This is a genomic window from Arthrobacter sp. TS-15 (assembly GCF_006964045.1).
GTDB lineage: Bacteria > Actinomycetota > Actinomycetes > Actinomycetales > Micrococcaceae > Arthrobacter.
On record NZ_SDXQ01000060.1, the window covers coordinates 1 to 22893 of the forward strand.

Consider the following 22893-nt stretch of genomic DNA (forward strand, 5'->3'; position numbering starts at 1 on the left):
AACCTGAGCGAATAGAGATAGCCCCGGAAACCCTGCTGGAGACGGCAGCACCAATTCTGCCCATGGAAGGAGGCGCCCTGTGAGCGCACCAAACCGCAAAGGGATGGGCATGGGTGAAGCACTGCTGGTGTGGCTGGCCATCGGGTTCATCGTCGTCTTCGGCGGCGGAACCTACGGTGCCTTGCATCTCGGGTCGTGGATGGCAGGCATCGCCGCCCCGCCAGCCCATCCCATTGATCTGATCGCCGGATTGGCCAAGGGCCGTGTGCCGTGGCCCACGGAGGCTACGGTTGTGGTCTGCTTGCTGGCTGGCGTGGTTTTGGCCCTGACCATTGTTGTCCTGGTGGCCTGGCGGAAGGGTGCGTCCAAGCGTGCCCGGGTCGATAAGGCCGCCCGGTACCTTGGACGAGGTAAGTCGCTGGCCGCGTTCTCGGAGAAGGGAGCGAGGGCGACCGCTGAGCGTCTGGGTGTCACTGATACTCCCGGCATCGTGGTCGGCAAGGTCGTCTCCACGGGGCAGAAGTTCATCCAGTCCTGGGAAGACCTGTCCCTCGATATCTGGGGTCCCCGTACCGGTAAGTCGACCTCACGGGTCATGCCCGCCATTCTGGACGCACCCGGTGCCGTGGTTTCAACGTCGAACAAGCGCGACGTCGTGGACGGCACCCGTGGCGTCCGCGAGGCCGTCGCCCCGGTGTGGGTGTTCGATCCGCAGAAGATCGCCCAGGAAGAACCGAACTGGTGGTGGAACCCACTCTCTTACGTCACCGACGAGGAGAAGGCGTACAAACTCACCCAGCACTTCTCGGTCGGCTCCCGCGTCCCCGGGTCCAAGCCCGACGCCTACTTCGACCCCAAGGCCGAAGACATTCTGTCCTCGTACTTCCTCGCCGCCGCACTCGGCGACCTGCCCATCACCCAGGTCTACATCTGGGTCACCGAACAGGTGAACCGCGAACCGATCAACATCCTGAAACAGCACGACTACGAGCTGCAGTACAAGGGCCTTGAATCCACACTTGAACTGGCTGACAAGCAACGTGACGGTATCTTCGGCACAGCCGAGAAGATGATCCAATGCCTCAAGAGCCGGAACACGCTGCGCTGGGTCGCTCCGACCGGCGGGACAACCGTGGCCACGGATGCCCGCCGCCAATTCAACCCACATGCTTTCGCTGCGTCGCAGGAGACGATCTACATCCTCTCCAAGGAAGGTGCCGGCTCAGCCGCACCGCTCACCACAGCGCTGACGGTGGCCATAGCTGAGGCCATGGAAGAGCGAGCCGAGCGGAGCGGCGGCCGGCTCCCGAAGCCGGCGCTGTTTGCTCTCGATGAGTTGGCCAACGTCGTCCGCTGGGCATCCCTGCCGGACCAGTTCAGCCACTACGGCTCCAAGGGCCTGATTGTCATGGGGATTTTGCAGTCCTGGTCCCAGGGCGTGGAGCTGTGGGGAGAGGCGAACATGCGGAAAATCTGGTCAGCGGCGAACGTGAAGGTCTACGGCGGCGGCGTCGCAGAAGAAGGCTTCCTCCGTGCTCTCTCGGACCTGATCGGAGACTACAGCTACATCAACGTCTCCACTTCCTCAGGCAAGTCTGGTTCCAGCCGCTCCCGCCAGGAGGGCAAGGAACGCATCTTCGACGTTTCCAACCTCGCCGAACTGGACCGTGGCCGCGCCGTCGTCCTCGCCTCCGGCGCACCCGCCACGCTCGTCCGCACGACGCCCTGGTACACCGGACCCCACAAGGAAACGGTGGAGGCATCCATAAAGAAGTACAGCCCTCGGCCCGAAGAACCCGCCGACCTAGTGCCAGCTGCACCGGCAGCCAATCCCTGGGTCACGAAGTAGGAAAGGGCACCCCACGTGGCAACTGATTTTGACCTCTACGACACGGACACACCGGCCCCGGCTGCAGCTGCAGCTGACCAGAGCGCGGAGAAAGAACCGGAGCTCGTCTACGGCTCAGCCGAAGAATTCCTCCATGAGCAGCTGCTACCCACCTATGTCCGCAGCGTCACGGGAAAGTCCGCCAAGTGGTGCATCGACTGGTATTTCCACCCGGAAGCCGTCTCCCGTGTAGCGGCTCTGTGGCGTTCATGGGAGCACCTGCGCCTGGATCCAGCGACCGGTATGAGTGTCTGGTGGAGGGATCATGCAGATCACCACATGCGCGTCCTTCTGGACCCGCAGGGACCCTTCTACAACTGCGACATGAAAGAACACCGAGACCCCGAACACCTCGAACCCCGCAAAGCACCCCACGGCTGGTTTCCCGACGTCAGAACGACCCAGCCATAACCCTCAAAGCTCCATCGCTGGAAGATGAGCATCCCGTCAGGACAAGGAAGTGATGCGAAGCCCATAGTGCCACAAGCTGCGGCACATTGGCCGAAGCAATCGTCCAAGGAACTTTGGACTATGACGGCAAAAATTGAAGTCGCAGGGGGGCATGGGACGCTGCTGCCGGTCACCGGCTACCAGGGAAAGATCCTGTTGCGGCCCTGCTGTCGACTCGCCCGCCAGGAAAGCTTTTCCAGATAGACAGGATCCCTCGGGGTTACGATGTGCTTGCTGGGACACGAGTCGAGTAAACGGCCGTTGGTTTGAATCATGGGAAAGGTCTCCCGTTTCCCTCCATGATCAAGCGCATCTGACGGCGGCTTACCCGACTCATATTTATTGTGGGCAGTTGCAGGAGCGGACACAACAGAGGGGTCGCTCGGGCAGCTGTTCTTCTCAGCCTTGGGAGGTAGTTGATGAGCAACAAACCAAACCCCTTCATCCGTTGCACGGTTGTCACGTCCTTGAGCCTATGTCTTTGGGCTACAGGCTGCACTAACGGATCCGGCACGTCCCCGCAGACATCGCCGCCGACAAGCACCGTTCAACCCACTCCGCCCACCGAAAGCGCACCGACCACCGCAGCAGCGACAAGCACAAGCGCCGCCCCGTCACCGAGTGCATGGCCTGATGTCGTTGCTGATGTCCAGCCCGGCGTGGGCCAGCTCTCTGTCACGACGTGTGAATCCTGGCGTACAGGAACTGGTTTTCTTATCGAACCTGACTTGGTGGTTACTGCAGCGCACGTTGTCCAGGATGCTACCTCGATCAGCGTAGCCTTCGGGAGAACATCGGTGAATGCCACCGTTGTTGGCACGAATGATGTAGCGGATATCGCTCTTGTCAGAACCGACCGGCCGATCCAAGGCCATCAGTTTCAGCTCAGAAGCAGCGAGCCCCCGGTCGGGACCGATGTAGCAGCCCTGGGGTTCCCGTTGAGCCGCCCGTTCACCTTCACCAAAGGAACAGTCAGCGCCCTCGACACCGAACAGGACATAGGGGACCGGGTTCTCCGAAACCTGATCCAAACAGACACTGCTATCAACCATGGCAACAGCGGAGGACCACTCATCACCCAAGACGGCCAGGTAGCCGGCATTGTTGTAACCATCGAATTTGATGAGTACACCAGGGCCGAAGGCATCGCCTACGCGGTAACCGCACCCCGTGTTGCCGCGGCCGTCAACGAGTGGAAATCCAGGTCCACCCCTGTGGCGTTCAAGGATTGCGGAAACGCTCCGGCGCCAGGTTCCGGATTCTTTCCCTTTACCGTCTCGGCAGACCATGACCAAGCCCGCAGCGTAGGCCAAAGCCTGCTCCTTCACGGTCAAGGCATCAATCGAGCCGCCTACACAGCAGCCTTCAAACTCCTCACGCCCGAGCTGCAGGCCACTTTCGGGGACGCCTCGACATGGAGCAAGGACCTCGGTTCCTCCTACTGGACGAAAGCTGAGGTCATTGATGTCACCGGCACGCCGTCAGCCGACGATCTGAACGCCGATGTGAATCTTCAGACCATCCAGAACGCGGCCGATGCCTACCGCGGGACCGGCCAAACATGTTCGAACTGGAAGATCCGGTACTCAATGCACTGGGACGGAACACATTGGCTCATCGCCGGCACCTCCCTGCCTTTCGGCGACCCAACCGCCTGCTAGAAACCCGTAGGCTCAATTGTCCAGACAGCGTCTGGACAATTGAGTCCACCGTGCCTGTCGGTGGCTCGCATTAGGGTGGAATGATGACAGACTCGCGCGAACTGGACCTGCCCGCTGGCTACGTGGAACTGCTCGAGGACCTAAAAGCGACCGTCAAGGCAGCCAGGACGACGGCGCTCCGAACCATTAACACCCAGCTGATCGAGCTGTATTGGACGATCGGCCAGGGCGTCCGGCGGCAGCAGGAACAGCAGGGCTGGGGGAGCGGAGTTATCAAGAAGCTGTCCGAGGACTTGCGCAGAGAGTTCCCGGAGATGAAAGGCCTTTCGCCGCGCAACATCCAGTACATGACCACGTTCGCCGGAGCCTGGCAAGGCGGACCAATTGCGCAACAAGCTGTTGCGCAATTGCCGTGGGGCCACGTCACTGTCCTGCTGGACAAGGTGGACACACAGGAAAAACGTAATTCGTACGCTGCAGCAGCCGTCCAATACGGGTGGTCCAGGAATGTCCTGCTGAACATGATCATGAACCGAACCCTTGAAAGGACCGGTGCAGCTCCGTCCAACTTCGCGCAACAGCTTGTTGCGCAAGACACCGAGCTTGCCCAACAAATCGCGAAGGACCCTTACAACTTCGAATTTTTGGGCTTGTCGGGGGAGGTCGCTGAACGCGAACTGGAACTGGCTCTGACCAGTCGAATCACCGAAACCCTGCGCGAACTCGGACCAGGATTCGCTTTCGTTGGGCGGCAAGTCCACTTCGACGTCGACGGCGACGACTACTACGTCGACATGCTGTTCTTCCACATGGACCAGAACAGATACGTCGTCATCGAACTCAAGACAGGGAAGTTTCAGCCAGAGTTCGCCGGCAAACTTAACTTCTACGTCGCCCTCGTCGATGACATGCTCCGCCGCGAGCACCACAACGAAACAATCGGCATTCTCATCTGCGGCGCCAAGAACGAACGCAGCGTACGCTACAGCCTCGGCCGCTCAACCTCACCGATGGCGGTCGCTGCCTACACCTACGACAAACTCCCGGCAGACGAGAAGCGTGTCCTGCCCAATGAAGGCCACGTCGTGGCAGCACTCGAATGGGCCGAACCCGGCATAGAACCAGAAGACTGAGCTTTCCGAACGCCCGCAACGCCGATAAGCACCCATATGTTGGGTAGTAGTCTGCGTACGTCAGCAGTCAGAAACGGATGGCAGATCAGGAACGGTCGGCCTGGCGGAGGTATTGATACACCGTTTCCCGGCTGATTCCATAGTCCTTCGCGAGGACCGATTTAGGTGTTCCATCGGCTGCCCTCTGCGCCAGCTCGGTGGCCCGCTCGGGTGTAAGCGTCTTTTTGCGCCCGCGGTAGGCACCTCGCTGCTTGGCTAAGGCAATGCCTTCTCGCTGGCGTTCCTTGATCAGGGAGCGTTCAAATTCAGCGAAGGCCCCCATGACCGAGAGCATGAGATTCGCCATAGGGGAGTCCTCGCCACTGAAGAGCAGGTGCTCCCTGACGAACTCCACCTGCACGCCTTTTCCGGTGAGCGCTTTGACTACGGAACGCAGGTCATCCAGATTCCGTGCCAGCCGGTCCATGCTGTGCACTACAACAGTGTCTCCCTCACGGGCGAAGCGCAACATTTCTGTCAGCGCAGGGCGGGCGGTGTCCTTGCCCGAGGCCTTATCAAGGAAGATCCTGTCGAGAACCGCTCCATCGAGCTGGCGTTGTTCATTCTGGTCCAAGGTGCTGACTCGTACATACCCGATTCGCTGTCCAGCCATGGCATCTCCTACTCCGTGTCAGGTTTGAATCTAAGAACCTCCACACCGAGTGTCAAGAAAAGCGGAACCGTAGCCTATTCTGACGAGTATAAGCCAGCCGTCTGACGTCAGATTGGGGTGTGCTCTAACTCGACGAAACTCCTAGCCAGGCTCCAGGAACGCCCGCAGCTAACTCAGCGCTGTTCGGAGGGTCGAACTCAGGCGGCCACCTCGTGAAGAGATGCGATGTGCCTGGATCACGCGGTCTGTCACTTCGTCGATGGGGCCGATGCCGTCCAGCTGGGTGAGGATGCCGCGTTCGGCGTATTTGGCAACTGCTCGTGGTAGGGGTCCAGGCGGTGGCGGATGACAGCTTCGTTGTCGTCGCTCCGGCCCGTCTCCTTTGCCCGGCCCAGGAGGCGGTGGACCAGTTCCTCGTCGTCGGCAGCCAGCTGTAGGACGACGTCGAGCTTCTCTTCGTCCTTGGCGAGGATCTCATCGAGGTAGTCCACCTGGGCGGTGGTGCGGGGGTAGCCGTCCAGCAGGAAGCCGTTTTCGACGTCGAACTCGCTGAGGCGGTCGCCCACCATCTTGTTCGTGACGCTGTCCGGAACGAAGTCGCCGGCGCCCATGTACTTCTTGTCTTCAATGCCAAGCGGCGTTTCGCCCTTTACGTTTGCACGGAAGATATCGCCGGTGGAGATGGCCACGACGCCGAGGCGCTCAGATCCGCTCCGCCTGCGTTCCTTTCCCGGAACCGGAGGTCCAATAATCAGCATTCTCATCATCGCAAAAACCCTTTGTAGTGGTTTGTTTCAAGCGTGGTCTTGTTCCCGTACGGTGCCGAAGGCACCTTGGACGTTAGGGACACGGAAAAATGATCAAATGTATGCCGCGTAACCAGAACTCCCAGCTTTGTCCTCCCGCCCTTGGGGTTACCCGCAAATCGTGGACAGTTGATCAGGCGGCTTGTGCCGGCTGAGGTTTATTCGCGGTGAGGAGTCGTTCGTGTTCCACAGGCGTGGTGTAGCCCAGGGCTGAGTGGAGCCGGGCACGGTTGTAGAACTCCTCGATCCAGCGGCCCGTTGCCCGGATCGCATCGTGCCTGGTTGTCCAGCGGCGGCGGTCGTAGAACTCGGTCTTCAGGGTGGACCAGAACGATTCCTGCATCGCATTGTCCCAGCACACCCCGGTTCTACCGACGGACTGTTGGATGCCCAGTCCGGTGCAAACATCGTTGAGCTGGGTAGAGGTGTACTGGGTGCCGCGGTTGGCGTGGAACACGACACCGGCCGGGCCCGCGCCGCGCAGGATGTAAGCCATGCGCAGTGCGCGCTCAACCAGAGCAGTGGTCTGGACCGAGTCCATGGCCCACCCAATGACCCGCCGCGAGCAGGCGTCCCGGACAGCACACAGATACACCCAGCCTTCATCGGTGCGCAGGTAGGTGATGTCCGAGATCCACACCGCATCAAGAGCCCCGGTATCCCACTTCCTGGCCACCAGATCGGGGATGGAATGGACGCGCGCCTCACCGATCGACGCTACTGGCCGGAAACGCCGCGGAGAGATCCCTTCCAGGCCCTGCCGTCGCATCGAGGAGGCTACAGTCTTCCGGTCAACGCCGGTCCCGTTCCTGGCCAGGGCGGCCTGGACCCGAGGGGCCCCGTAGATCCCGTACGAATCCGCATGAGCCCGCCGGACCTTCGCATCCAGCTCCGCCCGCACAACGGCCCGCTCCGACGCCTCGGAACTTCGTCGGCGCCAGGCGTAGAACCCGGACCGGGACACCCCCAAAAGACGGGCCATTCGCTGGATCGGGTAGTTAGCCTTCTCCGCCTCCATCAGCTCGAAGCATTCCGATTCTGCTGCTTGGAAGCGAAGAAGGCTGCGGCTTTTCCCAGGAACTCGTTGTCCATCCGCAACTGCGCGTTTTCCCGCCGCAAACGTTCCAGCTCAGAGCTTCCCGCCTCGGCTGCCGCGGACTCCTCCGGAGCCGCCATCCTCGCCCGTTCCTGAGCCACCCACCGGCCCAGCAACTGCTCGCCCAGACCCAGTTCGCGGGCTACCGGCGCGACCGGTCTGCCCGTGTCAATCACAAGGCGCGCAGCCTCCCGCCGATACTCCGGAGTGAATTTACGTCGTGTCGTGCTCACAAGAACACCTTCCCGCAGAACCCTAGGATCCCGCTACTTCAGGTGTCCACCAACAGAGGTTAACCCCACCCTTGCCGGCAGGCAGCGTCGACGGCAGCGTTGGGTCCTTCTTCCATCTCCTACTTCTCTTCAAAGCGATAGTTAGCGATGATCGACACAAATTCCATTGATTTCCTCTCGGCTACAGGATCTTTAATAGGCGGGGAGGCGGATCGGGCTAACCCGGATTCACCTCCCCGTCGTTGACTTGGTTCTTTCAGTGGGTTGACGCCGCTTAGCCCGGGGTTTTCATGGGGCGCCGGGGGCCGGGCGTGTTTAAGCAGGGAAAGGGTGCTCTGAGCTGGGAAAATAGTGGTTGTCGAGACCGTTATTTGCCGAGCGAGGGAGCACCCTTTCGATGCAAAAGTATAGTCGCATGTTCCCCTCCGTGCCGGTCAGTTTCACCGGCCAGTCGCTGATCTCCCACGCCGGAGTTTCGGTCCTCACCGGTTTCATGGACGCTCTGGGATTCGGCAGGCTCTGCGAAGAGCGGCTGGGCCAGTTCGTTGCTTCCGGCGCACGGCACCGCCCTGGCCGACTGGTGGGATCCCTGGCCGCGATGCTCGCCGCCGGCGGCGAACACGCCTCGGACCTGGACATCCTGCGGTCCTCGCCCGGGGTCTTCGGTCAACTGCCCTCGAACGCGACCGTCTCCCGGTTCTTCGAACGCACCGTCACGAATCCCGAGTTGTTCGGCTACGGGTTTGAGACCCTCACCCGGGAACTGCGCACCCGGGCCTGGAACGCCGCCGGGAGCCGGAACCCTGCCCTGACCGCAACAGCCGCGGACCCGCTCATCATCGACATCGACGCGACCCTGGTGACCTCACACTCGGACAAGGAAAACGTCGCCGGCACCTACAAAGGCGGATACGGATTCGCCCCCTTCATCGCCTCCTGTGATTACGGTGCCGGCAACGGATCCGGGGAGATCCTCGCCGCCGTGCTGCGGCCCGGCAACGCCGGAGCGAACAGCGCCGAGGACCACATCCGGGTTTTCCACACCGCGGCAGCCCAACTGCCCGAGTGTTTCTACGACGGAACCGGGGTACTGGCCGGGGAGAAGGTCCTGGTCCGCACCGACAGCGCCGGGGCCTCGAGGAAGTTCCTCTGGCACCTGCACAGCCTGGGCGTGCAGTTCTCCACCAGCTACACTCTGCCGTTCGGCAAGGCACACATGGTCGACTGGATCAGCGACAAAGAGTACTGGCAGCCGGCCCTGGACCAGGCCGGGGCCGACCGGACCGACGCGTGGGTCATCAACGCCACCGATGTCATCCCGCTGACCGATTACCCGCCGGGCACGAAACTGTTCCTGCGTGCGGAGCCACTCCACCCAGGAGCGCAGCCGACCCTGCTCGATGCGGACGGGCACCGGATCACCGCGTTCCTGACCAACTCGCCGCGCTGGCACGGCCCCTTCCTGGATGCCCGGCACCGCGCCCGCGGCAGGTGCGAGAACAGGATCAAAACCCTGAAAAACACCGGCCTGGGCAAGCTGCCGTTCTTCGATTTCGCCGCGAACCAGGCGTGGGCGAATATCGCCGCCCTCGCCTTCAACCTGGTCTCCTGGCTCCAGCTCGCGGCCCTCCCGGACGGCCATCACGCGAAAGCCTGGGACATCAAACGCTGGCGCTACCGGCTCTTCGCGACCGCCGGGAAAATCATCACCCGCGCCCGCCGCAACCAGCTGCTGCTGCCGGAATCAGCACCGGAAAAGGACCTCCTGAAACTGCTCCTGGGCAACACCGGCCATCTCAGACAGTTACTCTCCCCAAGCTGAAACAGACCCTCATCCCGTCCCGACAAACAGCTCCGCCACCGGAAGTGGAACCGGCGCCAACCCCAAGACGAACCAACGGGCCACACCGCACTGCCCGAAAACAGAAAACAACCGCTGGCCACCGCGCCTGCCGCAATCCGCGGTCATCACCGGCCGTCATGAAAAATCGGGGTTAGTCCAGGTTCGTGATCATGACGTGCTTTACCTGGGAGTATTCATCTATAGAGTGCGCGAACAGCTCCTTGCGTGTTTCCGCCGCGTAGGCAATATCGGCATCGTTGAAGTGAACCAGGGTCCAGCACTTGTCGGCAGAGCTGGCCACGCAGCAGTGCGGCCGGCTCCAGCCATCTGATACCAGGATCCAGGACCGTCAGCCTCAGTGCTGGTGTGAGGCCCCGTGTGCGTCTGCCGGCGCGGCCGTGGCACCTGAGATGCTGCCGGTAATCCAGGACATCATGCCTGCCGTGGCGTCGAAGGCCGGCGTGCGGTTGGCGTTGGACCAGACGGTTTCCGGTCGGCACTGGAGGAGTATCAAGTTACTGCCTTCGGGCAGTTCTTCGTCCACGGCGAACTCGATGTCCTGGGGTGCCTGGTGGATCCGCTCCAGCTTCTTGCCGAGCGTCGCCAGGGCCACCACCTCCTCGTCCTGCAGGCACAGCACGTCCCGGCGGTCTGCAGGAACGTCCACCGGCGCGTCACCGCGGCGGTATTCGATGATCTTGTTGCCCACAACCCGGTCCGCGATGCCGAGGCCCACCTTGTCCACCACAAAGCGGTCCGGCGTGACCTCGCCGCCCACCACGGACAGTCCCAGGCCCCAGCTGGCTTCGAGCACAATCTTGGACCGGTCACCGCTGGTGGGGCTGATGGTGAACATGACGCCGGCGGCCCGGGCACGGACGGTCTTCTGGATCACCACGGCCATTTCGATTGCGTGCGGGTCGATGTCCTTCTCGGCGAGGTAGGACAGGACGCGGCCGGCAAAGACGCTGACGTAGCATTTATGCACGTATTTCAGGACCTCGTCCGCTCCCATGATGTCCACCCAGGTTTCGAACTCGCCGGCGAAGCTGGCGCCTACGGAATCTTCCGCCGTGGCGCTGGAGCGCACGGCCACAGCGATGTTCTCGACGCCGGTTTCCTCGCACAGCTTCGCGTAAGCCTCGTGCACTGCGTCCGCCACCGCTGCCGGGATCGGCACCTCGGTGAAGCGTTCGCTGATACGGTGCCCGGCGTCGTCGAACGCTGCCTGGTCCCGGCCGGTGCCCAGCCCCTCCAGCACGCTGCGGGTGAATTCCTTCAAGCCATCCGCCTCAAGGTAGGCGCGGTACGCAGCGGCGGTCACCGCGAAGCCGGGTGCCACGGGCAGTCCCTCGGCGGTCATCTGGGCCAGGCCGGCGGCCTTGCCGCCCACTTCCCGGACGTCCTGGCAGCCGGGGTCGTTGAATTCTCGGATAAACACGGTCAATCTCCTAGCTGACCGCTGCGGCGGTGTCAGTTTCGTGGGTGGTTTCGGGTGCGGGTTCAAGGACGACGACGGTGCCTGCCTTCCCGTCGATCCGGACCCTTTGGCCGGTGGTCAGGCGGGCGGTGGCGAAGCCTGTGCCCACCACGGCCGGGATGCCGTATTCGCGGCAGACGATGGCGGCGTGGCACATCATGCCGCCGATGTCGGTGATGACTCCGGTGGCGACGGCGAAAGCCGCAGCCCAGGACGGCGCGGTGATCGGAGCCACCAGGATTTCGCCCGGCTGCAGGAGCGGCAGGTCCTTTTCGGAACGCAGCACCCGGACGGGCCCTTCAACGATACCGAGGGAGCCGGGGATGCCGTTGAGCTTGTCCGTGGCACCGTCGGTGGCGCCCAGCCAGTCCTGCACGCGTTCGGTGGTGACGCCGTAGTTCATCACGGCGAACGGGTCCGTGACCTGCTGCGGCGGAATGCCGTAGGCGGGCGGGGCGCTGGCGGCCTGCAGCGCCGCGACGATGGGCCGGCGGCGTTCGATTTCTGCCTGCCAGCGCTTCTTGCCGCGGGCGGGAACGCCGATCGCCCAGGAGTCCACCACGTCGAACAGTGCGGTATCCAGCTCGAAGCGGTTCAGGTAGAACATGTCCTCGGCGGTGTCGAGGAATCCTGCATCAACCAGGAAGTTCGCCAGGTCCCAGGCCTTTTCCCAGAACACCTTGTGGGACCAGTGCTCCACGTAGATGTTGTGCTCTTCGATGTACGGGAAGACCTTCCGGGCGAGGCCGAGCAGTTCGTCGAACTGGCGTGCCTCGTCGCCGGTGAGCAGGGCGCGGTATTCGTCCACGATCTCGTCCCGCTCCTCGCGGAGCCGCTCGATGGGCCGGGAGATGTCCTCGCCGATGGCAATCTTGACAGCGTAGCGGGAGATGCCCTGCAGGGGGATGGAAAGGTCGCTGGCCCAGGTTTCCTGGTCGTGGGTGAAGCCATACTCGGCGAAGTAGTTGAACCAGGGGTCCTTGGCCTCTTCGAACGCCGCCAGCCAGGTCCGCCCATTGGTGGTTTCGGCCAGCGCAGCCAGGATGGCGTCCGGGCCGCTGTCACCGGTGATGATGGGGTTCAGGTCGAGTTCGTGGGAGAGCGCGGCGAGCTTGCGCAGTTCGTCGTCCGGGCGGAAGGCGAGGACGTCGACGCCGGCCACCATGCGGGAGATCGACTGCTCGCTGATCAGCGGGAACGCCTGCTTGCAGAACTGGAAGAAGGTGATATAGCCGCCGTAGCCCAGGTTCAGGAATTCGAAATGGTACTGCCAGATGGAGAAGAATTCATCAATCAGCCGGTGGTAGTTCTCGATGACTGCCATGGCGGAGGACCGGCCGCGTGCTTCGGTGACAACCTCGGCGGGATCGTATTCGCCCAGCCGGGGGAACTCGATGGTACGCAGGGAATCGATGGCGCCTTCCATCTTGGTCTTCCACTTGCCGTAGAGCTCGTCCCAGTTGGCGTAGTAGTAGCCGGCCCGCTCCTGGAAGATGCCTACGCGCTCCTGGATCCGCGCCGGGTCCTCAACGCCCAGCGGTGAGATGTAGACGTACCCGTTGACCACGCGGACATCCAGGCCCAGCGACACCGGGAGGGCGAAGATACGGGTGCTGAACGTTCCAACGCCCAGGTACACGGCTTCGGCGCCGATGCTGTCGAACGGGTGGCAGCCGCGGGACCAGTGCATGGTGTCAGCGAACCAGAACTGGGCATTCTCGTGCTCGGTGGTTTCCTCCGAGGGGACGAGGTAATAGGGGTACATCGACTCCCAGCCCTCACCGCCGGCCGGGGTGGTGGCTTCGTTGAAGAACGGGAAGCGTGCTGCGCTGCCCGGGGTGGTTTCGGTCATGATGTGGCTCCTTGCGACAGTGAAAGGGAGGGGGTGAGGAATTCAAGCAGTTCGGCGACGTCTGCCAGGGCGAGATCCGGCCCGGCGGCGCCTTCGAGCGTGGCAAGCAGTTCGGCAGAGGTTGCACCGGAGAGGACCACGGCGCTGTTGGCGCCCATGGACCGGGCAAGGTCAATTTCGACGGTGGCGTCGCCCACCACGGTGACCTCTGCGGCGGGAAGGCCCAGCCGGCGGACCAGGGTTTCGCCCAACGCGGCTGAGGGTTTGCCTAGCACCTGCGGCACTGCTCCGGCAGCCCAGCCGATGGCATTGGCGATGGCTGCCGAGACGCACACCGATTTGCCGAGGCCGCCATGGAACCACGGCACGTCCACGGTGGTGTAGAGCGGGGCGCCGGCGTCGACGGCCAGACTCGCCGCGTTGATCTGTTCGGTGCTGTAGCCGTTTGCGGCCCCCACGACCACAACGTCGGCCAGTTCCGGTTGCGCGGGATCGGCCAGGTTCACGCCCAGGCTGCGCAACGGGGCGCTCAGGCCCTCCGCTCCGAGCGCCAGCACCCGGGCCCCAAGGTGCCGGTGGGCAATGTACTCGGAGGCTGCGCTGCCGGCAGTCACGAAATCCTCGTCGCGGATTCCGATTCCCTGCGAACGGAGGTGGGAGGCGTATTCGGCCGGGGTCTTCTCCGAAGCATTGGTGCACACAACCACGGCGTGTCCGGCAGCGTAGAGCGCTGCCACCAGCTCCGCGGCGCGCGGCATGGCTTCCCCGCCGGCACCGCCCGCGCGCTTGGTGCGCATCAGGCAGCCATCGACATCCAGTACCCAGCCGCGGGAATTCTGTATCAGATCGTTCATGCTGTAGCCCCCTGTGCGGCGTTTTCGGAAGGACCGCGTTGAATGGAAAATTTCGTGGTGCCGTCGCTGACGGACACCGAGGTGGAGGGCCGGTCATTCATTGCTGCCAGGAGCCGCTGCAGCGTTGAGGTGGCCGAATTCTTTTTCGCGGCGTACATGCTGTCCACCTGCTCGGCCGGCATGACCGCCCGGAGCAGCAGCTCCTCGTCGCTGATGGTGGCCCCGAAGCGCCGCCGCAAGTCCGCGATGGTGACGTCGCTGCCGTCGTTAACGGGCTGCTGTCCGCGCTTGGTGGCCATGGCTCGGTCCATCAGTTCGGGGTTGACCGCCCCGGGCAAGGGCCCGAAGTCGCCGCGGAGCAGGTCGATGACTTCATCGGAGATCTGCTTGTACCGCTCTCCGGTGATGACGTTGAGGGTGGCCTGCGTGACGATGTACTGCGCAAACGGTGTCATCACGATGGGCCAGCCGAGGTCCTCACGGACCTGGACGGACTCCTCGATTACCTGGTCAAAGAGGTCTGCGCGCCGGATTTCACCGAGCTGCCGGCGGGTGGTGGACTGCACCCCGCCGGGAATGGTGTGCCGGTAGTAGGCTTCGTCGTACTCGTTGGGGCTGCCCGAGGGCAGGTTCTTGATCCGCCCCTGGCGCTGCAGGTAGGCGGACGCTTTGGCCATGGCATCCAGGTCCACGTTGACGTTGTGGCCGCGGGCCCGCAGGTTGTGGACCAGCCGCTGGGCTTCCGGATGTGAACTTCCGTTGGCCAGCGGCGGCAGGGCGCAGTGGATGGTCTCGATGCCGAGGTCCGCTGCGTCCAGGACGGTGATGGGGGACAGGCCGGTGGTGCTGTGCGAGTGGATCTCGTTCAGCCGGGTGCTGTCGAGGCTGGACCGCAGCAGCGGCACCAGGCTCTTCACCCGGTCCGGCGTCAGCAGCCCTGCCGGGTCCTTCAGGTAGATGCTGTCGATCGCGTCGCAGTCGTCGAGTTCCTTGGCCTTTGTGGAAAAGTATTCGTCGGTGTGGACGGGGCTGGTGGTGTAGCAGATCCCGCCGATGACCTCTTCGAAACCGACCCGCTTGGCCATCTCGGCGGTGCGCTTGGCACCTTCCATGTCGTGCATGGGGTCAATCACCCAGAGCCGTTTGACGCCGTTGCGGGCCAGCAGGCTGAAGGCCAGTTCGAAGACGGCGTCCGGGGTGCGGTGGAACGAGATGAACCGTTTGCCGGTGGTCAGGAAGCCGAGCTGCGTGTTGGGCATCAGGTCGCGTGCGGCCCGCAGCCGTTCCCACGGATCCTCCTGGTGGTACCGCACGGCGGTGGCCATCAGGGTGCTGGAGACCAGTTCGATGGCGTGGTATCCTACCTGGTCCAGCAGCGGTGCGACGCCCCGGACCATGCGGGTGGTGACGCCGGTGGCACCCCAGATGCTTTGGTTGCCGTCCCGCAGGGAGACGTCGACGAGGTTGACGTCGGTCATGAGTTCACCTTTTCCGTCATCAGGTCATTCAGCCAGTGGGTGGTCACCGTGTTGTCCTGGAAAACCGGGTGGGCTAGGATCCGCGACAGCAGCGGCAGTGAGGTGGTGACGCCTTCGATTTCGAAGGCTGCCAGGGCCTGTTCCATCCGTTCGATGGCGGCGGTGCGGTCCGGTGCCCAGGCGATCTGCTTGGCCATCAGCGCGTCGTAGAACGGCGGGAAGCGGTAGCCCTCGTAGATGTGCGTATCGAGCCTGAGTCCGCCGGCGGCAGAAGGGCGCCAGCGCGTGACGGTTCCCGGTGAGGGCCGCAGGTCGTTCTCCGGGTCCTGCGCGGTGATGCGGCATTCGATGGCGTTTCCGGTCAGGGTGATGTCTGACTGGGTGAAGGACAGTGGCTCGCCAAGGGCCGCCAGCAGCTGTTCGCGGACCAGGTCGACGCCGGTGATCGCCTCTGTGACAGGGTGCTCCACCTGCACGCGCGGATTCACCTCGAGGAAGGCCAGTGAGTCACGCTGCACGTCGTAGAGGAACTCCACGGTTCCCAGCCCGACATAATCCAGGGCCTCGGCGATCCGGAGGGCGCTTTGGTAGATGAGTGCGCGGGTGGCCTCGGGGAGTGCGGTGCAGGGTGCCTCCTCCACCACCTTCTGGTAGCGGTACTGCACGGAACATTCCCGCTCGCCGAGGTGGACGCGGTGGCCGTGGCGGTCTCCGAGGATCTGGACCTCCACGTGCTTAGCGTCCTGGACGAACCGTTCCAGGAACACGGTGCCGTCCCCGAAGGATGCCTCCGCCTCGGAGGATGCCAGCTGCCAGGCCTCGGCCAGTTCCGCGTTGCTCTCGACGAGTTTCATGCCGCGGCCGCCGCCGCCGTGTGCTGCCTTGATGAGGATCGGGTAGCCGATGCGTTCGGCCAGTTGCTGGACTTCCTCGGCCGTTTGCGCGGTGCCGCCGGCGGAGACGGGAACGTCCACGGATTCGGCGAGCCGCCGGGCTGTCAGCTTGTCGCCCAGTGCGCGCAGCGCCTCAGGTGACGGACCCACGAAGGTCAGGCCGTTCTCAGCGCACACTTCGGCAAAGGCCGGACGTTCGGAGAGGAAACCGTAGCCAGGGTGGACCGCGGTGCAGCCGGTAGACAGGGCAGCCTGGACCACGGCGTTCATGTTCAGGTAGCTGTCGGCAGGCCGCGGCCCGCCAATAGTCACGACCCGGCCGGCCCGCTTGGCAGCAAGAGTGTCTTTGTCCGCCGTGGAGACCCCGAGGACGGTGTCGTATCCCAGCCGGTCGCAGGCCTCAATGATGCGGACCGCGATCTCGCCGCGGTTGGCCACGAAGATCCGGTGGTTCATGAGGTGGCCCGGATAGCGAACAGTGGCTGCTCGAACTCCACCAGGTCTCCGTCCTTAACGAAAACGGCGGCAACTTCGCCGGCTGCGCCCGCGGTCACGGAGTTCATGAGCTTCATGACTTCGACGATGCACAGCACGGCATCGGCGGACACGGTATCACCCACCTGGACGAAAGCGGGCTCACCCGGCTTGGGTGCCCCGTAGTAGGTGCCGAGCATCGGCGCGGTCACAAGGATGTGCCCGGCCGGAAGCGCGTCGGGGCTGATGGCAGGGGAGTGACCGTTTGACGCAGCGGAATGTACGACGGCGGGAACTGGTGCCGCAGGCGCAGGTGCGACCGCCGGTGTTGCCGCCGCGGCGGCCATGGTGGGCGCTGCAGCCGGGGCAGCAGCGGCGACGGCGGCCGCAGGGGACGGGACTGTCCCGTCCGGAATATAGCCGCCCCTGCGTACGTGCAGCCGCAGGTCGCCTTTCTCATACAAAAAATCAGTGAACTCGGTCTTGTCCAGCTGCTCGATAATCGCAGCCAGTTCCTCCAGGTCAACGTCCATGTGCGGAATGTCCTTCTGTAACGCCTGTCCTCGTTGATCAGGCCCAAGTGTGGTGTGTGCCACTTATTCACAGCGTAGGAACGGCATCCCGGTATGCGCAACGAAATCTGAACAGATTCCGCTCTGCACAATTTATTGCGCCACGGCCGCTCCTGCCAGCAAACCCTTTTCCGTCATCGAGGCGGCCTCCTGGAGTGCTTTCACGTGGTCGGCAACCATCGATTTCTGGAACCGTGCGGTGGGGATGGCCGTGGTGTAGGCGGCGATGGGCTTTCCTGCGGGGTCCCTGATGCAGACGCCGAGGCCGCTGACTCCCTGCTCCGTTTCCTCGAAATTCGTTGCGTAGCCTGCCTTGCGGACTGTCGCGAGCTGCCGCTTGAGCGCAGGCATGGCGTGGATGCGGGCCGTGGGCCACGGTGTCAGGCCGCCGCGGTAGATCTTTTCGAGCTCAATGTTGCCAAGTTCGGCGAGGATCGCCTTGCCGCCTGCGGAGCAGTATGCCGGCATCAGGTCGCCCATCCTGGCTTTGACGTGAAGCGCGGCTTCGGACTCGATGCCGTCAATGAAGCGGATGTTCGGCCCCGTCAGGATCATGAGCTGGACCGTGTCATTGATGTTCCCATAGAGCTTCTGCAGGGCCGGGCGGCCAACCTGCCGCAGTTGGTTCACCGAGAAGTTGGCTTCCCCATGCGGGGTCAGCTGCGGACCGGCACGGTACCGCCTTTCCCGGTCCTGGACGGCAAAGTCCCTGGCCACCAGTGCGCCAAGGAGCCGGTGTGCCGTGGACGGAGCCACGTCCAGCCGCTCCCCGGCAGCTTTGACGCTGATGGATTCCCCGCCGCGCAGAATGATCAGCAACTGGAGCGCCCGGTCAACGGATTCGAGCCTGGACGGGGTTTCAATATTTTGCATAGCAGAATACTGACATGCACCATGGCACCTGACCAGCCCCCAGACCCTTACGCACCGCTACCAATACACCGCCATGTCACGTAAATCCGGCGCCCGGAGGCTATTTCGCTAGGCAGAATCTATAACGTTTCTGTGGACGCATGAATGTCGTGTGATTAGGCTCACTGCATACCTTTCCCACATCTTTAGGCAGCAAGAAAGAAGACATGGACGTCTTGACCGAGATCCGCCAGTCGCGGATGACCCGATTCCAGGTAATGGCCGTAGTGATCGCACTGACACTGATCCTCATTGACGGATTCGACGTGGCCGTCATGGCATATGCGGCCCCCAGCCTCTCCAGGGTGTGGGGGATCGACCCCGTCACGCTCGGCTTCCTGCTCAGCGCCAGCCTGTTCGGGATGGCTGCGGGTTCGATCTTCCTGACTCCGCTTGCGGACAAGATCGGCCGCCGGAAGCTGGCCCTGATCTCGCTGGTCATCATCAGCATCGGCATGGTCCTCTCCGTCTTCGCCGCCGATGCTGTCCAGCTGATGGCATTCCGGATCATCACCGGTCTCGGTGTCGGCGGAATGATGGCCAACCTGAACGTCCTCGTCTCTGAGTACTCGTCGGACAAGCGCCGCGGCACCATCATCGGCATCTATGCCGCCGGCTACCCGCTTGGTGCCACGGTCGGCGGCCTGGTGGCCGGCCCCATGATTCCCGCGTTCGGCTGGCACTCCGTCTTCATTGTTGGTGCGGCACTGACGGTCCTGATGCTCCTCATCTCCTGGCGTTTCCTGCCCGAATCCCTGGACTACCTCCTCACCCGCCGCCCGGCGAATGCCCTGCCCAGGATCAACGGCATCCTGGCCAAGATTGGCCGCCCGGCGCTGGCTGACCTGCCCGCGCTCCCGGCAGCTGTGCGCCAGCAGGGCGCGGTGGCTGAGATCCTGAGCCGTCCCACGCGTTTCCGCACGCTGGCCCTCTGGATCGGTTACGCCTGCCTGGTGGCGGCGTACTACTTCGCCAACACGTGGACGCCCAAGATTGTGGCCGGCGCCTCCGGTGATGATTCCCTCGGCGTGACGATCGGTGTGATCGCCAACGCCGGCGGCATCCTGGGCTGCTTCATCTTCAGCGGCCTCGCCATCAAATACCGCAGCCGCCCCCTGCTCGTTTGGGCACTTGGCCTGGCCGCCGTCACCTACCTGCTCTTCGGCGTGGTTTTCACCCAGGTCAGCGTCGCCGTCGTCGTTGCACTGTTCCTCGGTATCCTCACCACTGCCGGGATCGCCGGCTTCTATGCAGTGGCACCTGACATCTACACCGCTCGGGCGCGGGCCACCGGTATCGGCTGGATGATCGGCCTGGGACGCCTGGTGTCCATCGTGGCCCCCATCCTGGTGGGCTACCTGATTTCCGGCGGCTGGCAGCCGGAGCGGATCTTCTTCCTCTTCGCCATCCCGCTGGCGGCCTCCGCCCTGTGCATTGTCTCGCTCGGTGTATCGCTGAAGCGGACCCAGCCGCCTGCCGAAGCAGACACGGCCCTGGCCCCCTCCACCCCCGCCGCCTAAGCGGATCCCGCACGCTCGACGTCAAGACATAGAAGGAAAAACGCATGCGTTCAGTTGAAACCGGCACCCTGCTGCGTGCCGCCCCACAACGTGAAGAATGGTCCGGCTCCCGGATGGGGCGCTTCCTGGCCGACGTCGAGCAGAAGACCGGCAGGACGTTCGCCTCCTATGAGGACGCTTGGCAGTGGTCCGTGGACAACCTCGAAGAATTCTGGGCAGAAGTTTGGGACCACTTCGAGATCATCTCCCACACCCCTTACAAAGCCGTCCTGGGCGACCGGAAGATGCCGGGGGCGGAGTGGTTCCCAGGCGCCACCATCAACTACACCGAACACATCGTCCGTGCACTCCGTGGCCGCCAGCACGACAACATGGTTAAATCCCGCAGCCAGACCGCCGGCAGTTCCGACTGGACCGGCGGCCGGCTCCTGGAGGAGATCGGACGCATCCAGCAGGGCCTGATCCGGCAGGGCATCGTGGCAGGGGACCGGGTGGCGGGCTATCTTCCCAACATTCCGCAGACGCTGGCGGCCTACCTGGCCACCACGGCCCTTGGCGCCATCTGGTGCTCCGTCCCGCCGGAAATGGGCCCCAAATCTGTGGTGGACCGGATCGCGCAGCTGGAACCGAAACTGATCATCGCCATCGACGGCTACCGCTGGGGCAAGAAGGACCTGTCCCGGGCCGACGACCTGGTGCGGATCCGGATGGAGCTGCCGGACACCCAGGTGGTGCTGCTGCCGTACCTCGACAAGGACTGCGCACTGCCGGCTAACACCATTGCCTACGCCGACTTCACATGTGAGAACGCCGACATCCGCTTTGAGGCCGTCCCGTTTTCCCACCCCTTAACCGTCCTTTTCTCGTCCGGAACCACGGGCAAGCCCAAGGCGATCGTGCACTCGCACGGCGGCCTGCTGCTTGAGCACTTCAAGGCCATGGGTCTGCACTTTGACATGGGCCCGAAGGACACCGCGTTCTGGTTCACCACCACTGGCTGGATGGTTTGGACCCTGGGGATTTCCACCCTGCTGACCGGCGCCGCTGTGGTCCTCATGGACGGGGACCCCAACTGGCCAGCGCTCGACGGCGAATGGTCCCAGTGGGCGGTGCTGGCCGAAACCGAAGCCACGTACCTGGGCACGGGATCCGCCTACCTCGCGGCCTGCGCCCACGCCGGACTCACGCCCGGCAAGACCTGGGACCTCAGCCGCCTCCGCGAGATTCAGTGCTCCGGCTCGCCGCTCGCTGCGGACGTCGCGGGCTGGGTGTACGACGCCGTCAGCCCGAACCTGGTGCTTGCCCCCACCTCAGGGGGCACTGATATCTGTGCCGCATTCCTGGGCGCCAGCCCACTGACCGGCGTCTATGCGGGCGAAATGTCCTGCCGGCCGCTGGGCGTCGCCGTGGAGTCCTGGGATCCGGAGGGGCGCCCCCTGCACGGCGCCGCGGGGGAGTTGGTGGCTACCCAGCCCATGCCCTCCATGCCGGTTTTCTTCTGGGGGGACAAGGACAACGAGCGTTACATCAACAGCTACTTTGGCGCGTACCCCGGCGTGTGGCGGCACGGCGACTGGCTGATCGAGACGGAGCGCAAGACCTGGGTGATTTCCGGGCGTTCGGACGCCACGCTGAACCGCGGCGGCGTCCGCCTGGGCACGGCCGAGTTCTACGCCGTGCTCGACGGTCTGCCGCAGGTCAACGACAGCATGGTGCTCCACTTTGAGGACCCGGCGGGCGGCATGGGCCGCCTGGCCCTGCTTATCGAAGCCCAGGAGGGCGCCGATACCACACAGCTGGAAGCGGCTGTCCGCCGGGCGCTCCGCACGGAACTGTCGCCCCGCCACGTCCCCGATGACATCGTTTTCGTCCCCAGTATTCCCCGCAACCCATCGGGCAAGCGGCTCGAAATCCCGCTGAAGCGTGTTATCCAGGGTGCCGTGATGGGGGACGCTTTGGACCCGGGCGTGCTCGTGAAGCCAGACGATGTTGGCGAGACGGTGCGGCTCATTAAGAAGGCGTTCGCCGCGTGACTACTACCAGAAACGTAAATCCGATGAATATTTCCGACCTCGTCGCCATCGACATGCACGTCCATATCGAAGCCGACGGCCACGGCCACACCGACATGCCCGAGGACTTCCGAGAAGCCGCCCGCAAGCACTTCGGAACCTCCCACGAACCGCTAAGCGTCCAAAGCGTGGCCGCGCACTACCGTGAACGCAACATGGCCGCCGTCGTGTTCACCGTGGACCATGAATCCCAGACCGGGCATCCGCCTATCTCCAACCGTGAAATTGCCCGCCAGGCCGCAGAGCATTCGGATGTACTTATTCCCTTTGCCAGCATCAACCCTGCCCGCGGCGGGGAGGGCGTGCGGGAAGCGAAGATCCTGGTGGAGGAATTTGGTGTCAAGGGCTTCAAGTTCCACCCAAATTTGCAGGGATTCTTCCCAAACGATCCCATGGCCTACCCCCTGTATGAGGCAATTCAGGAACTGGGGGTTCCCGCGCTTTTCCATACGGGGCAGAGCGGAATCGGTTCGGGCATGCCGGGCTCTGGCGGGATCCGGCTGAAATACTCCAACCCGATCGTCCTCGATGACGTCGCCGTGGACTTCCCGGACTTGAAGATCATCATGGCCCACCCCTCGTTCCCCTGGCAGGACGAGGCCCTGGCCGTCGCGGCGCGGCACACCAACGTCTACATCGACCTCTCCGGCTGGTCCCCGAAGTACTTCCCGCCGCAGTTGGTGCAGTATGCGAACTCACTCCTGCGGACCAAGGTCCTGTTCGGCTCTGACTACCCGATGATTCCGCCGGACCGCTGGATCGCCGACTTTGAGAAACTGGCCATCAAGCCCGAGGTCCGCCCACTCATCATGCGCGAAAATGCGATCCGACTGCTCGGACTTGAGGTCGGATCAGACGGATAGGTACAGCCCTTCACTGCACGCCGACAAAGACCAGGGCACCCCGCCGCTCACGCCGGTGGGGTGCCTTGGTCTTTCTGGCGTTGGGCACCCGGTGACTCAGCTCATATAGTTCACCGGCGAAATAGTTGTATCCTTATGCATGTACAAGGAATCGCCGCCCC

General features: G+C 63.5%; 18 protein-coding genes and 1 pseudogene. 8 read left to right on the top strand and 11 right to left on the bottom strand.

Annotated features, from left to right (window positions below):
- Positions 1-79 precede the first annotated feature (79 nt).
- The 4 genes from EU811_RS21090 to EU811_RS21105 all read left to right on the top strand — a co-directional run bounded on the left by EU811_RS21090 (position 80) and on the right by EU811_RS21105 (position 5132).
- The gene (locus EU811_RS21090; RefSeq protein WP_142940236.1) at positions 80-1849 is read left to right on the top strand and encodes a type IV secretory system conjugative DNA transfer family protein; all 1770 of its coding nucleotides are present in this window, start codon (positions 80-82) and stop codon (positions 1847-1849) included.
- Positions 1850-1864: 15 nt separating this feature from the next.
- Entirely contained in the window at positions 1865-2299 is a 435-nt protein-coding gene (locus EU811_RS21095) for a DUF4913 domain-containing protein (RefSeq protein WP_142940237.1), read from the top strand.
- A gap of 458 nt (positions 2300-2757) precedes the next feature.
- A complete protein-coding gene (locus EU811_RS21100) occupies positions 2758-3999 on the top strand; it encodes a S1C family serine protease (protein WP_142940238.1) in 1242 nt (413 codons plus the stop codon).
- 83 nt (positions 4000-4082) lie between these two features.
- Entirely contained in the window at positions 4083-5132 is a 1050-nt protein-coding gene (locus EU811_RS21105; RefSeq protein ID WP_142940239.1) for a PDDEXK nuclease domain-containing protein, read from the top strand.
- 85 nt (positions 5133-5217) lie between these two features.
- On the opposite strand, the gene EU811_RS21110 is transcribed toward EU811_RS21105, so the two are convergent.
- The 3 genes and pseudogenes from EU811_RS21110 to EU811_RS21120 form a co-directional block, all read right to left on the bottom strand.
- Positions 5218-5784 (bottom strand): recombinase family protein, encoded by a 567-nt coding sequence (locus EU811_RS21110; protein ID WP_142940240.1) that lies wholly within the window; start codon positions 5782-5784, stop codon positions 5218-5220.
- Between the two features lie 168 nt (positions 5785-5952).
- Positions 5953-6542 (bottom strand): annotated as a pseudogene (locus EU811_RS21115) (adenylate kinase).
- 181 nt (positions 6543-6723) lie between these two features.
- Positions 6724-7919, bottom strand: a protein-coding gene (locus tag EU811_RS21120) for an IS3 family transposase (protein ID WP_142940241.1) whose coding sequence is annotated in 2 segments (ribosomal slippage) — positions 6724-7652 and positions 7652-7919 — 1197 coding nt in all. Because the reading frame shifts where the segments join, the coding sequence is not laid out codon by codon here.
- Positions 7920-8316: 397 nt separating this feature from the next.
- On the opposite strand from EU811_RS21120, the gene EU811_RS21125 reads away from it, so the two are divergent.
- Complete coding sequence (locus tag EU811_RS21125; RefSeq protein ID WP_142940242.1) at positions 8317-9741, top strand: IS1380 family transposase; 1425 nt, start codon at positions 8317-8319, stop codon at positions 9739-9741.
- A 172-nt stretch (positions 9742-9913) separates the two neighbouring features.
- Here EU811_RS21125 and EU811_RS23605 read toward each other — a convergent pair whose 3' ends face one another.
- The 8 genes from EU811_RS23605 to EU811_RS21160 form a co-directional block, all read right to left on the bottom strand.
- Positions 9914-10063 carry a hypothetical protein gene (locus EU811_RS23605; RefSeq protein WP_160147675.1) on the bottom strand — a complete coding sequence of 50 codons (150 nt, stop codon included), beginning with the start codon at positions 10061-10063 and terminating at the stop codon, positions 9914-9916.
- 54 nt (positions 10064-10117) lie between these two features.
- The gene (locus EU811_RS21130) at positions 10118-11203 is read right to left on the bottom strand and encodes a PEP/pyruvate-binding domain-containing protein (RefSeq protein WP_142940243.1); all 1086 of its coding nucleotides are present in this window, start codon (positions 11201-11203) and stop codon (positions 10118-10120) included.
- Between the two features lie 10 nt (positions 11204-11213).
- Entirely contained in the window at positions 11214-13094 is a 1881-nt protein-coding gene (locus tag EU811_RS21135; protein WP_142940244.1) for a PEP-utilizing enzyme, read from the bottom strand.
- Positions 13091-13948: an HAD-IIA family hydrolase gene (locus EU811_RS21140; protein ID WP_142940245.1), complete on the bottom strand. Its 858-nt coding sequence runs from the start codon at positions 13946-13948 to the stop codon at positions 13091-13093. Before EU811_RS21140 ends, EU811_RS21135 begins: the two co-directional genes overlap by 4 nt.
- Complete coding sequence (locus tag EU811_RS21145) at positions 13945-15426, bottom strand: pyruvate/oxaloacetate carboxyltransferase (protein WP_142940246.1); 1482 nt, start codon at positions 15424-15426, stop codon at positions 13945-13947. The genes EU811_RS21140 and EU811_RS21145 overlap by 4 nt, the downstream gene beginning before the upstream one ends.
- On the bottom strand, positions 15423-16775 hold the full coding sequence (locus EU811_RS21150; RefSeq protein ID WP_142940247.1) for an acetyl-CoA carboxylase biotin carboxylase subunit: 1353 nt from the start codon (positions 16773-16775) through the stop codon (positions 15423-15425). Before EU811_RS21150 ends, EU811_RS21145 begins: the two co-directional genes overlap by 4 nt.
- The gene (locus EU811_RS21155; RefSeq protein WP_142940248.1) at positions 16772-17326 is read right to left on the bottom strand and encodes an acetyl-CoA carboxylase biotin carboxyl carrier protein; all 555 of its coding nucleotides are present in this window, start codon (positions 17324-17326) and stop codon (positions 16772-16774) included. Before EU811_RS21155 ends, EU811_RS21150 begins: the two co-directional genes overlap by 4 nt.
- Before the next feature lie 132 nt (positions 17327-17458).
- Positions 17459-18238 (bottom strand): IclR family transcriptional regulator, encoded by a 780-nt coding sequence (locus EU811_RS21160; RefSeq protein ID WP_142940249.1) that lies wholly within the window; start codon positions 18236-18238, stop codon positions 17459-17461.
- Positions 18239-18444: 206 nt separating this feature from the next.
- On the opposite strand from EU811_RS21160, the gene EU811_RS21165 reads away from it, so the two are divergent.
- Genes EU811_RS21165 through EU811_RS21175 form a run of 3 tightly spaced genes read left to right on the top strand, consistent with a single transcriptional unit; the run spans position 18445 to position 22732 of the window.
- Complete coding sequence (locus tag EU811_RS21165; protein WP_142940250.1) at positions 18445-19797, top strand: MFS transporter; 1353 nt, start codon at positions 18445-18447, stop codon at positions 19795-19797.
- Positions 19798-19841: 44 nt separating this feature from the next.
- Positions 19842-21830 carry an acetoacetate--CoA ligase gene (locus tag EU811_RS21170; RefSeq protein ID WP_142940251.1) on the top strand — a complete coding sequence of 663 codons (1989 nt, stop codon included), beginning with the start codon at positions 19842-19844 and terminating at the stop codon, positions 21828-21830.
- Positions 21827-22732 (top strand): amidohydrolase family protein, encoded by a 906-nt coding sequence (locus EU811_RS21175; protein ID WP_446698073.1) that lies wholly within the window; start codon positions 21827-21829, stop codon positions 22730-22732. The genes EU811_RS21170 and EU811_RS21175 overlap by 4 nt, the downstream gene beginning before the upstream one ends.
- Positions 22733-22893: the final 161 nt, after the last annotated feature.

What these genes read in the sequence shown, in the direction of transcription:
- EU811_RS21100 (WP_142940238.1), top strand. Translation starts at nt 2,758, where the DNA reads ATGAGCAACAAACCAAACCCCTTCATCCGTTGCACGGTTGTCACGTCC.
- EU811_RS21105 (WP_142940239.1), top strand. Translation starts at nt 4,083, where the DNA reads ATGACAGACTCGCGCGAACTGGACCTGCCCGCTGGCTACGTGGAACTG.
- EU811_RS21110 (WP_142940240.1), bottom strand. Translation starts at nt 5,784, where the DNA reads ATGGCTGGACAGCGAATCGGGTATGTACGAGTCAGCACCTTGGACCAG.
- EU811_RS21125 (WP_142940242.1), top strand. Translation starts at nt 8,317, where the DNA reads ATGCAAAAGTATAGTCGCATGTTCCCCTCCGTGCCGGTCAGTTTCACC.
- EU811_RS21135 (WP_142940244.1), bottom strand. Translation starts at nt 13,094, where the DNA reads ATGACCGAAACCACCCCGGGCAGCGCAGCACGCTTCCCGTTCTTCAAC.
- EU811_RS21140 (WP_142940245.1), bottom strand. Translation starts at nt 13,948, where the DNA reads ATGAACGATCTGATACAGAATTCCCGCGGCTGGGTACTGGATGTCGAT.
- EU811_RS21145 (WP_142940246.1), bottom strand. Translation starts at nt 15,426, where the DNA reads ATGACCGACGTCAACCTCGTCGACGTCTCCCTGCGGGACGGCAACCAA.
- EU811_RS21150 (WP_142940247.1), bottom strand. Translation starts at nt 16,775, where the DNA reads ATGAACCACCGGATCTTCGTGGCCAACCGCGGCGAGATCGCGGTCCGC.
- EU811_RS21155 (WP_142940248.1), bottom strand. Translation starts at nt 17,326, where the DNA reads ATGGACGTTGACCTGGAGGAACTGGCTGCGATTATCGAGCAGCTGGAC.
- EU811_RS21160 (WP_142940249.1), bottom strand. Translation starts at nt 18,238, where the DNA reads ATGCAAAATATTGAAACCCCGTCCAGGCTCGAATCCGTTGACCGGGCG.
- EU811_RS21165 (WP_142940250.1), top strand. Translation starts at nt 18,445, where the DNA reads ATGGACGTCTTGACCGAGATCCGCCAGTCGCGGATGACCCGATTCCAG.
- EU811_RS21170 (WP_142940251.1), top strand. Translation starts at nt 19,842, where the DNA reads ATGCGTTCAGTTGAAACCGGCACCCTGCTGCGTGCCGCCCCACAACGT.